This window comes from Staphylococcus sp. HMSC034C12, from assembly GCF_001835895.1.
Classification (GTDB): Bacteria; Bacillota; Bacilli; order Staphylococcales; family Staphylococcaceae; genus Staphylococcus; species Staphylococcus hominis.
In genome coordinates, this window is the sequence record NZ_KV826333.1 from 1 (window position 1) to 10,577 (window position 10,577).

The 10,577-nt window shown below is 31.3% G+C and carries 11 protein-coding genes; 3 read left to right on the plus strand and 8 right to left on the minus strand.

What is annotated here, in order from left to right; genetic code table 11:
- From HMPREF2629_RS11055 to tadA, 4 genes are all read right to left on the minus strand, one after another.
- Positions 1-259: YSIRK-type signal peptide-containing protein (locus tag HMPREF2629_RS11055; protein WP_218117578.1), on the minus strand; the 259-nt coding region annotated here is incomplete at its 3' end.
- 314 nt (positions 260-573) lie between these two features.
- Positions 574-1,140 (minus strand): NADPH-dependent FMN reductase, encoded by a 567-nt coding sequence (locus tag HMPREF2629_RS07875; protein WP_002455716.1) that lies wholly within the window; start codon positions 1,138-1,140, stop codon positions 574-576.
- A 27-nt stretch (positions 1,141-1,167) separates the two neighbouring features.
- Positions 1,168-2,034, minus strand: coding sequence for an HAD family hydrolase (locus HMPREF2629_RS07880; RefSeq protein WP_002488393.1), 867 nt, complete (start codon positions 2,032-2,034; stop codon positions 1,168-1,170).
- Between the two features lie 114 nt (positions 2,035-2,148).
- Positions 2,149-2,640: a tRNA adenosine(34) deaminase TadA gene (gene tadA, locus HMPREF2629_RS07885; protein ID WP_070813262.1), complete on the minus strand. Its 492-nt coding sequence runs from the start codon at positions 2,638-2,640 to the stop codon at positions 2,149-2,151.
- A 63-nt stretch (positions 2,641-2,703) separates the two neighbouring features.
- Here tadA and HMPREF2629_RS07890 point away from each other — a divergent pair, with 63 nt between their 5' ends.
- Both HMPREF2629_RS07890 and HMPREF2629_RS07895 read left to right on the plus strand, forming a co-directional pair.
- Positions 2,704-3,321: a deoxynucleoside kinase gene (locus HMPREF2629_RS07890; RefSeq protein ID WP_049382355.1), complete on the plus strand. Its 618-nt coding sequence runs from the start codon at positions 2,704-2,706 to the stop codon at positions 3,319-3,321.
- Complete coding sequence (locus tag HMPREF2629_RS07895) at positions 3,314-3,976, plus strand: deoxynucleoside kinase (RefSeq protein ID WP_002449060.1); 663 nt, start codon at positions 3,314-3,316, stop codon at positions 3,974-3,976. Before HMPREF2629_RS07890 ends, HMPREF2629_RS07895 begins: the two co-directional genes overlap by 8 nt.
- A 146-nt stretch (positions 3,977-4,122) precedes the next feature.
- Here HMPREF2629_RS07895 and HMPREF2629_RS07900 read toward each other — a convergent pair whose 3' ends face one another.
- Positions 4,123-4,824 carry an HAD family hydrolase gene (locus HMPREF2629_RS07900; protein ID WP_070813263.1) on the minus strand — a complete coding sequence of 234 codons (702 nt, stop codon included), beginning with the start codon at positions 4,822-4,824 and terminating at the stop codon, positions 4,123-4,125.
- A 987-nt stretch (positions 4,825-5,811) separates the two neighbouring features.
- On the opposite strand from HMPREF2629_RS07900, the gene HMPREF2629_RS07905 reads away from it, so the two are divergent.
- On the plus strand, positions 5,812-6,006 hold the full coding sequence (locus HMPREF2629_RS07905) for a hypothetical protein (RefSeq protein WP_002449037.1): 195 nt from the start codon (positions 5,812-5,814) through the stop codon (positions 6,004-6,006).
- Positions 6,007-6,757: 751 nt separating this feature from the next.
- On the opposite strand, the gene HMPREF2629_RS07910 is transcribed toward HMPREF2629_RS07905, so the two are convergent.
- The 3 genes from HMPREF2629_RS07910 to HMPREF2629_RS07920 all read right to left on the minus strand — a co-directional run bounded on the left by HMPREF2629_RS07910 (position 6,758) and on the right by HMPREF2629_RS07920 (position 10,302).
- On the minus strand, positions 6,758-7,837 hold the full coding sequence (locus tag HMPREF2629_RS07910; RefSeq protein WP_070813264.1) for a branched-chain amino acid aminotransferase: 1,080 nt from the start codon (positions 7,835-7,837) through the stop codon (positions 6,758-6,760).
- A gap of 171 nt (positions 7,838-8,008) precedes the next feature.
- On the minus strand, positions 8,009-8,965 hold the full coding sequence (locus tag HMPREF2629_RS07915; RefSeq protein WP_070813265.1) for an NAD-dependent epimerase/dehydratase family protein: 957 nt from the start codon (positions 8,963-8,965) through the stop codon (positions 8,009-8,011).
- Between the two features lie 383 nt (positions 8,966-9,348).
- Positions 9,349-10,302 carry an ornithine cyclodeaminase family protein gene (locus tag HMPREF2629_RS07920; protein ID WP_049415745.1) on the minus strand — a complete coding sequence of 318 codons (954 nt, stop codon included), beginning with the start codon at positions 10,300-10,302 and terminating at the stop codon, positions 9,349-9,351.
- Positions 10,303-10,577: the final 275 nt, after the last annotated feature.

Genomic DNA, 10,577 nt, shown 5'->3' on the forward strand with positions numbered 1-10,577 from the left:
CTTGTTGTGTTGATGGTTCTTCTGTTGTTGATGTTTCTGCTGAGTCAGGTTTATTAGCTGAATTACTATCTACAGTTTCATTTGTAGCGTCTGCAGTATTTTCAGCAGCCTGCGCTTCATGATCGGCGCCAAAAATCAATGTAGCACCAACTAATATTGAAGCTGTTCCTACAGTGAATTTTCTTATGGAGTACTTATTTAACTTATTAGAAATAAAATCCAATCTCTTGTTAATAGGACCTTGTCTTCTTTTACTCATAATTACCTCCTAATAATTAAATTATTCACATTTAAAATGTAAACTACATATAATGTTATATGTAAATACACTTCTAGCATAGTGCATTTTATCATTTAACACAATACTTTTAAAAAATTTTACAATAAAAAAATAAATATTGGGTCATACAATAGATAGGTGTTTTTAATCTTTTTAAGTCAATTCACTTAAACAAGTTATAATTATCTACAAATGATATACAAACTTTCTCGTTAAATAAAAAAAGAGCGATACTTATCGCTCTTTAAACTCGTTTCTTCCTTTATAAATGTATTTTTTTACATTATTATAATTTATTTTAAATGTTCGTACGGACTGTTATTTACAAATGATACAATTTGATCAACAAATAATTTTGCGCGTAATTGGAATTCTTCGTCATTTAAATACAGTGTACCGTCTTCTAATTTTGCATAGTCCGAATCGTGTGTTGCAATTTGTGTAGGTACAGCAATACCTAATAAACTACGAACAATGACACGTAAATGTGAGAGTGGTTCTGAACTTACGATACCGCCACTGTTACCAATTAAGCCCACTGGTTTCATTTTGACATAATCCATATTAATGTGATCTAACGCATTTTTTAAAATGCCTGAGTATGAACCATGATAGTTTGGCGTACCAAAAATTAGGAAATCCGCTTCCATCGCTTTATCTTGGAACTCTTTTGTATTCGCTTTAATTTCCTCTGTTGAATGTGTTGTTCCTGAAAAATCAAGTTGATTTAATGGTCTTTCAGCTAAATCAAAAATATCTACGTCGACATCATGATTATCGAATTGTCCTGTTAAATATTTAGCTAGTGCATTGGTATGTGAACCTACTTGTGCACTTCCTACTACGATAAGTCCTTTCATTTCGTTCTAACACCTCTTCAATATTATTTATTTCTCTTCAGTTAAAACTTTCATAATTGCTTTACCTACACCACTATGTTCATTGGTATCTGTAACCAATTTAGCTATAGCTTTCACTTCGGGCATCGCATTGTCCATCGCAACAGGATAGCCTACGCGTTCAAGCATGGATACATCGTTTAAATTATCACCTAACGCCATAACATCTTGTAAGTCAATATGAAGTTGATTAGCAATAGTTTCTAATGCAATTCCTTTTTGAGCATCTGAATGCGTAATTTCTAAATTACCACGTGATGATGATGAAACAGCAAGACTTGATATGGCCGATAATTCTTTTCCAATACGTTCAATTTTTTCAAGATCTGGATTAAACGCCAGTACTTTCATTATCAGTTCGCCCGGAATATCTTCAATATCCTTGTAATTATCGACAATTTTGAGTGTACCGTTATCTATACGTTTTTGAATCCCTGCTTTAATCTTTTCAACATCGCCTTGTTGGCCTGCATTTCTTGCAATATCTAAATAGATATCTAAATCACGTGTTGGATCTTCTGTATAAATACCTCTATTCGTATACACTTGGTAGTACACGTCTTCCCGATCAAGAATCGCTTTAATTCGTTCTACTAATTCATGATTTAAATGAGAGGTATTCATAATATTGAATGATTCATCACGTACTTCTGCACCATTTAAACAAATATAAGGCACTTTTAAATCTGTTTCAGCCATGGGCGTGCTTGCTTCATAAAACGCACGACCCGTTGCAATGACTACTGTAATCCCTTTTGATTGAGCATATTTAATCGCGTTAATATTTTCTTCTGAAATTTCATGTGCTGCATTTAACAGTGTCCCATCCATATCTGTTGCAATCAGTTTAATCATGCCGTTACCTCATTTCATTAGCTCAACTTACAGCTATTATATTTTAGAACATACATATTCAGTGAACACAATTACAAAATTTAAATTTGTTTTACCGTTCCTATTTTAACAAATTTACCATCTTTTGTACGGTGATGTGTTTCTTTTAACTTTTTTAGCTCTTAAATCACGGAAAAATTGTCTCAATAAATTGCTACACGCTTCTTCTAACACACCCTGTTCAACAATTGCACGATGATTAAATTGTGGTTGTTGTAGTAAATCCATTAAACTACCACTGCATCCTCCTTTAGGATCCATCGCGCCATATACAACTCGTGGTATACGACTCATTACAACCGTTCCAGCACACATGACACAGGGTTCTAATGTGACATATAATGTACAATCTTCTAAACGCCAACTTCCTATGACTTTAGCTGCCCGTTCTATTGCTAAGTGTTCAGCATGAGCAGTAGGCTGTTGCAGGGTTTCTCTTAAATTATGAGCACGTGAAATAATGTCGTTATCTTTAACGATCACTGCTCCGATTGGAACTTCACCAAGCTGTCGAGCCTTTTTCGCTTCTTCAATTGCACATTTCATGTAAAATTCATCATTTGTCATATGTGTCATCCCTTACTTATGATAAAATACTCAATGTCTATTTTAACATTTGGAGATGTAATTATGAATAAACCATTTATTGCAATAGAAGGTCCGATTGGCGTTGGTAAATCGTCTCTTACTCATAAAATTAGCCAAACCTTTAATTATTATGAAGAAAATGAAATCATTAATGAAAACCCCTTTCTTTCTGATTTTTATGATGATATTTCAAAATGGAGTTTTCAAACTGAAATGTTCTTCCTTTGTAATCGTTATAAACAAGCACAAGATATTGCAAAAATTAATCAAGGTGTGGTAAGTGATTACCATATTTATAAAAATAGAATATTTGCGCGCAATACACTTAACGAATCAGAATTTGATAAATTCAATCGTATTTTCAATATTTTAACTGAAGATCTTGAATTACCTAATATGATTATCTTTTTAGATGCTGATTTAGATGTACTGAAACGTCGCATTGCTAAACGTAACCGTAGCTTTGAACATCAAATTGAAGATAGCTACTTACTTAATTTAAAAAAGGATTATTTATCATTTTATGAAACATTAAAAAACGAAGGTGCTAATGTGATTTTAATCGACACTTCTGATTTAGATTTTGTACAAAATGAATCAGATTATCAATTGATTTTAAACCAAATTAAACCCATGATAGGAGATATAACATATGAATAATTACGGTATCCCTCAAAATGCAATTATTACAATTGCTGGAACGGTAGGCGTAGGAAAATCTACATTAACCCAAGCGCTTGCTGATAAACTCAATTTCAGAACTTCATTTGAAAATGTAGACCATAACCCCTACTTAGATAAATTCTATAATGATTTTGAACGTTGGAGTTTCCATCTGCAAATTTATTTTTTAGCTGAACGTTTTAAAGAACAAAAACGCATGTTTGAATACGGAGGAGGCTTTATACAAGATCGTTCTATTTATGAAGATGTTGATATTTTCGCAAAAATGCATGAAGAACAAGGAACAATGAGTAAAGAAGATTTTAAAACTTACTCGGAATTATTTGAAGCAATGGTTATGACACCCTATTTCCCTAAACCAGATGTTTTAATTTATTTAGATTGTGATTATGATGAAGTGATCGACCGTATTCATCAACGTGGCCGCGATATGGAAATGAATACTGATCCGGTATATTGGAAAAAGTTATTTAAACGCTATGAAAATTGGATTAACAATTTTAATGCTTGTCCCGTAGTAAGAGTGAACATTAATGAATATGATATTCATGAAAATCCCGACTCTTTAGATCCAATTATCGACAAAATTGCACATATTATTCAAACATATCGAAATGTCGATCATCGATAAAAAAAGAGAGACAGACTTTACTGTCTCATCTAGGCAAGAAGGACTAGAATTAAAAAATTGGTATAAACACATTTTTAATTCAGTCCTTGCCTGCCAATATGTTATAAATGTAGAAAATAACAATTGATACTTTAATCACTTTGTGTTTAATTACTTTGTGTATATTTTTTTAATACTTCTGGTACACTCACAGCTGTTTCAATCACGTAATCAGCATCCACAAGTTCCTCTTTTTTTGCGATACCACTTAATACACCAATGGCTAAACCTAACTTTGCATTCACTTTAGTCTTCATATCATTATTTGTGTCACCTACAATGGCTACATCTTCCGGTTTAACATCGTAATGATCAAAAAGTGGCTTCAGTACTTCAGGATTGGGTTTTTCAGCCGCATGCGCTTCAGTAGAAATGACTAAATCAAACGCATCTTTAGAATCTGTTTCTTCTAAAAATTGTGTCACCCCTTTTTCAGAGTCACTAGTCACAATACCAATTTTATATCCTTCATGTCGTAATGATTGAATCATATCATAAACGCCATCTATCCAGTTATTTTCTGGTTCACGGCTATCTACTAATGTTTGACTTGTATCACGCGTCCATTTAGAAACATCTTTACCTGATTCGTCATTAAGTGCATGAACAATTTCATCTAACGATCCTGAACCCATAACAGAATCTGGGCGAATCGTATCTTTAACAACGCCTAATTTGCGAAGCGTTGCTTCTTTATTCGCTACAGGAAATGTCTCTAGGAAACTATTTACCAAGCGTACGCCAATTTTTTCCCAACTATGATCAAATTCAATTAATGTACCATCTTTATCAAATAATATCCATTCCATTTATATATACACTCCTTATTTTGTATTTCATTGTAATATACATTGTTCTTTTAAGTATAGTAAAAGAACTGCTTAGCATACGTTTATAAAAAAAGCCATACCTCTCTAGGCATGACTCAACTAAGAATAATATAAAACTAGTTTTGAATAACGTTGGCATTACTATGCCTCAACGGGAATGAGACTATGTGTAAGGGAATAGTCTTTAAAAATATCATACATCACTTCATTTTTATTGTCTACAACAAGTTGACATATATCAACATTTCATTTCATTATATATTTATAATCTTACAGGTGCTATATTAAAAAATTCTACTTTTCCACAGTTTTTGCATTCTGTAATAAATGTTTTAATATTTGATGTTTCAGTATTATCATCACCTCTTATTTAATGTATCTCAATGTTAATTCGTTATAATTTAAATTATATATTAAGAAACACGCTTCTTATTTAGTAACTATATTTAAATAAAAAGCGTGCTTTAATAGTATTTAATGAAAATATATATTCAATTCGATTAGGGGGAAACAATTAATTTCTCGGTTCACCATTTACAAGAATACCACTTACTAAATCATATACTTTTTTAATGAAATTAAAGATATCTAACATGGTTTTCATCTCCTTAAATATGTTTACAATTAATAGTTTAGTACATATTTTAATTTATAGGGGATTTCTGCCTAAATTGATATGATTCATGCTAAAGTGTCTTGATTTCCCTATTATTTCATATTAAATGTTGCGTAGAAGTCCAAATTATTCATCAAATTCCAAAAAAATAAAAAAGATGTATTGAAAAATAATAAAAAATTTGCCTTATTGCTTTTATATCTATAAGTGGTTTAATTAATAGATAATACGGTGATTATAATCTTCACTAAAAAAATATAAAATTCTATAAAATATCTTTGTAATATGCTATTGAGTAATTTTAACAATGATATTCATCATATCATTACTAAAAATGAAAGGATATATTCATGTTAATCGTTATTTTTATTTTATTCGGAATCGGAATTGGATTATTTATATTTAGTTTCTTCTTAGCACAAAATGAAGGACTCGCTTATAAAACAATTAGCCGAGGGTTTTCAGCATTATTTGTATCACTTGGTATATTAGCATTAATGGGGTATCTTATTAATTTTATTTCTTCACATTATTTAAATATCTAATTCCTTATATCTTCTATTCTCAAAAAAGAGGAAAGACATCATTTAAAGTTGTCTTTCCTCTTTTTCAATTTACTTTATTTTATTATTAATATCTTGATTATACTTGACTCAAATATATATCGTATTAATACTCTAAGATTATCCAAATCGCTAATAAAAATTGGATCCAAGCAATCAAACAGGACAAAATCATAATTAGCATTACTTTCATTGAAACTTAGTCTTACTAGTCGTGTACTAGTGAGACTTTTTTCACATACAAAAAGGAGCTTTATGCCCCTAAAGATCTATATCATTTAAATGAATTTCAAATGTTGAGATTACCTAAGTAATAATGGTATTAGGTATATGGTATTTGTAATAGAAGAAAAACACTAAGTCAAGGGTTGTCATTTAGGTAATCTCATTACTTATTATTACATAATAAAATTTAATTAACTATACTATTGAAATAAAAAATAATATTTTTTACATTTAAATCTAATTAATTATTAAAATGATAAAAAAATGTTTATCTTTATTTGTAAAGGGTATAATTTAATTATCAGAATATTTCGTTATAATATTTTGCTCTTTATTTATTTTACATCACCACTCTTACTTAGTTCGACATAAGCTATGTTAAGAGTGGTTTTTTTATGCAAAAAAGAAACCAACTCACTTTTTGATATACCCCCAAAAGTTGTTCTAAAATAAAAAACAACAAGCTAGAAACCGCGTAGTTATAACGTTTCTAGCTTGTTTTTACAAGTTATTTATATTCCGGCACAATGACTCTCCAACCATGTTTATCTTCTAATTTACCACTTTGGATACCAGTGTATGTGTCATATAATTTTTTAGTGATTTCTCCAGGTTCGTTATTATTAATCACAATTTCTCTATCTTCATATTTTAATGTACCTACTGGAGAGATGACTGCTGCCGTACCAGAACCAAATACTTCTGTTAATTCACCTTTATCGTAAGCTTCAAATAATTCATCAATAGATACTTTACGTTCTTCGACTTCATAGCCTAATTCTTTTGCTAATTCGATAATTGATTTACGTGTAATACCAGGTAAAATACTACCATTTAACGCAGGTGTTACTAATTTACCATTTTCAACGAAGAAAATGTTCATACTACCTACTTCTTCAACATATTTTTGTTCAACGCCGTCCAACCATAATACTTGATCATATCCTAAGTTATTCGCATTGGTTTGTGCTAATAAACTTGCAGCATAGTTACCTGCTACTTTAGCAAAACCTACCCCTCCACGAACTGCACGTACATATTCATCTTCAACATAAATTTTTGTTGATTTTAATGTATCACCGCCGTAGTAAGCACCTGATGGAGATAAGATAATTAATAATTTATATTTTTTAGAAGCACGAACACCTAAAATACCTTCTGTAGCGAATACGAATGGACGAATATATAAAGATTGACCCTCGCCTTCTGGCACCCAATCACGTTCGATATCGACAAGTTGTTTCAAACCATCTAATAATAATTCTTCATCCACTTTAGGCATTTCTAAACGCGCTAATGAATCATTGATACGTTTAAAGTTTTGATCTGGACGGAATAATACGACGTCACCATTATGTTTATATGCTTTTAAACCTTCAAATACAGCTTGACCATAGTGTAAACTTTGTGCTGCTGGAGAAATTTCAAACGGTGCATAAGGAACAATTTTTAATTCTTGCCAACCGCCTTTTTCTTCATCATAATCTACACTTAACATATAGTCAGTAAAATATTGCCCAAATCCAAGATTTCCTTCTGGTTTTTCTTTAAGTGTGTCACGTTGTTCAAATTTAACTTTTTCTGACATGTTGAAGCCTCCTAATATATTTCATCAATAAGATTTAATATAAATTATAGCAATCTCAGATAGTCTATTCAATAAATTTTCTAAAAATTCAAACAAAATAAAAATGAAACCCTTTTCTTTTTTACTCTTTAAAAGAGAGTCAAATTCCAAAGCACCTTTTTAATTATGGACTTATGTCTTTTCTTCATTTTCTTTAATCGTTCGTATCATTGTTTCTGTCATTTTAGCCAAATGATATTTTGGATTAAAGCCCCATTCTTTTCGAGAATAACTGGTATCAATATTATCTGGCCACGTATCTGCAATCATTTGTCTTACTGGATCGACATCATAATCTAATGTAAATTCTGGAATATGTTTCTGAATTTCTTTCTTAATCATCTCAGGTTCAAAACTCATTGCGCTTAAATTATAACCATTGCGTGTTACAAGTGTCTTACTATCCGCTTCCATAAGTTGAATAATCGCATCAACGGCATCGTCCATATACATCATATCCATATACGTATTTTTAGCGATATAGCTCGTGTAGTGACCATGTCTAACCGCTTCGAAATATATTTCTACTGCGTAATCTGTAGTACCTCCGCCTGGCTTTTTGGCATGTGAAATGAGCCCTGGAAATCTTACACTACGTGTGTCGACGCCAAATTTTTTAAAGTAATATTGGCATAATAATTCACCTGCAACTTTATTTATTCCGTACATTGTTGTCGGTTGTTGAATCGTATTTTGAGGTGTGTTTTTCTTAGGTGTAGACGCACCAAATGCCCCAATTGAACTTGGCATAAAGAAATGTAAGTCATACATTCTTGCAGTTTCTAAAGCATTTATTAACCCATCCATATTTAAATCCCAAGCCTGCAACGGATTTTTTTCAGCTGTTGCAGAAAGTAATGCAGCCATATGCATAAGTGTATCTGCTCTAAAGTCTTCTACTACACCCATCATTGCGTCACGATCTGTTACATCAAGTAATTCAAATGGGCTGTCACTAATCAATGAATGTGGTTCTGGCTCTCTAATATCAGTGGCTAATACATTATTTTTCCCATATAATTGTCTACATTTTAGTACCAATTCAGTTCCTATTTGTCCTAGTGCTCCTGTAATTACAATTCTCTTCATTGTCATTTCTCCCTTTGTCTTATATATCCTAATAGTGTTTTTTTAGAACTCCCCATATTCCTAGATTCACTATGTTATAAAAATGCTTACATATATCATTAGATTATACGTTAAAGTGATAATTTTATTCTTCTAATAAATTATTTGATTTAACTTACGTTTTGTTTGTTAATCATTTTTAAAATTATCGTAAATTATTTTTTTCCTTCTTATATCTCAATGCCTATAGGCTACTATAAACTTGTTAATTATTTTTAAAAGGAGACTAACATGAAGAAATATTTTGTATCACTCTTATTGATTTTCTTTATACAATAAAAATACCGCATCAGCCATGTCTACGTTATCACTGATACGGTATCTATGTTTTATACAGTATAGGGTTAATTAGTTTGTTGGGCTTTTTTATAAAAGTATTGTGCCACCACTATATCTACAATAGCTAAACCTACTGATTTAAATACTGTCACTTCTTCTTCATCATCACGTCCAGATATTTTTCCACTTACAATATCTCCTAATTCACCATGTAGTGATTGCTCAGTAATGATACCTTCTTCTAATGGTACTTTTAAATCGCCTGTTTCTTCCATTGCTGCTTCTGTAGATTCAACAACTATTTTATTAGCAATCAACATCGTTTCTGAAGGGAGTTCTTGCATTTCAGGTTTAAATGAACCTACTGCATTTAAATGAACACCGGGATGTAATGAATGAGAATACACCGGTTTATTTGAATTTGTAGCTGTCACAACAATATCTGCGTTTTCCATAGCTTGATCTGCTTCATCGAAGACTTTTGTTGACACGTGATACGTTTGTTTCACAAATTCAGCCAATTTTTCAGCTTTAGCTCTTGTACGACTCGAGATATGAAGCATTTCAATATCTCTCACTGCTAATATTGCTGCAATGAGCCCCTCAGCTTGATCTCCAGCGCCAATCACACACAATGTTTTTGCATCTTCACGTGCTAAATATTTTGTAGCTACACCTGAAATGGCGCCCGTACGAATCTTAGTTAAATAACTACCATCAAGTACAGCAAGGGTTTCTCCTGTATCATAATCACTTAGCAATACGGATCCAGTAATTGTTTTTTTATCTAGTCTAGGATTATTAGGGGCGAAAGTGACTGTTTTAATACCGACAATATTTAATTCGTCTGATAAAGCTGGCATCACTAAATATCTATTTTCTTTATTAAAAGGTAATACATAACGTAATGGCGTTTCCGTTTTTTCTTCTGAAAACGCCTGTAACGCGTGACCAACTTCTTCAATCACTTCTTTCATATCTAATAAGTTTTGTTGATCCTGTTCATTTAAAACGAGCATTTCATAGACCTCCATTGTTTGGATATTGTTAATTAATAGAGTAGAAGTAGCAATCATCCATTTAATTATTATATGTTCTAATCAATTGAATATTAATATTTTTTATAGATTTTATTAACTTATTATTGTGATGATATACAATTGATGATATCTTTATATTATAAATGAAAGGTACAGTTTACATAGTAAAGTGCCTTGCGATTTCATAACACTATGAAACTATTTATAAACTTTTGACACCCGAGGCTGGGACATAATTCCTAACAAAATAGCCA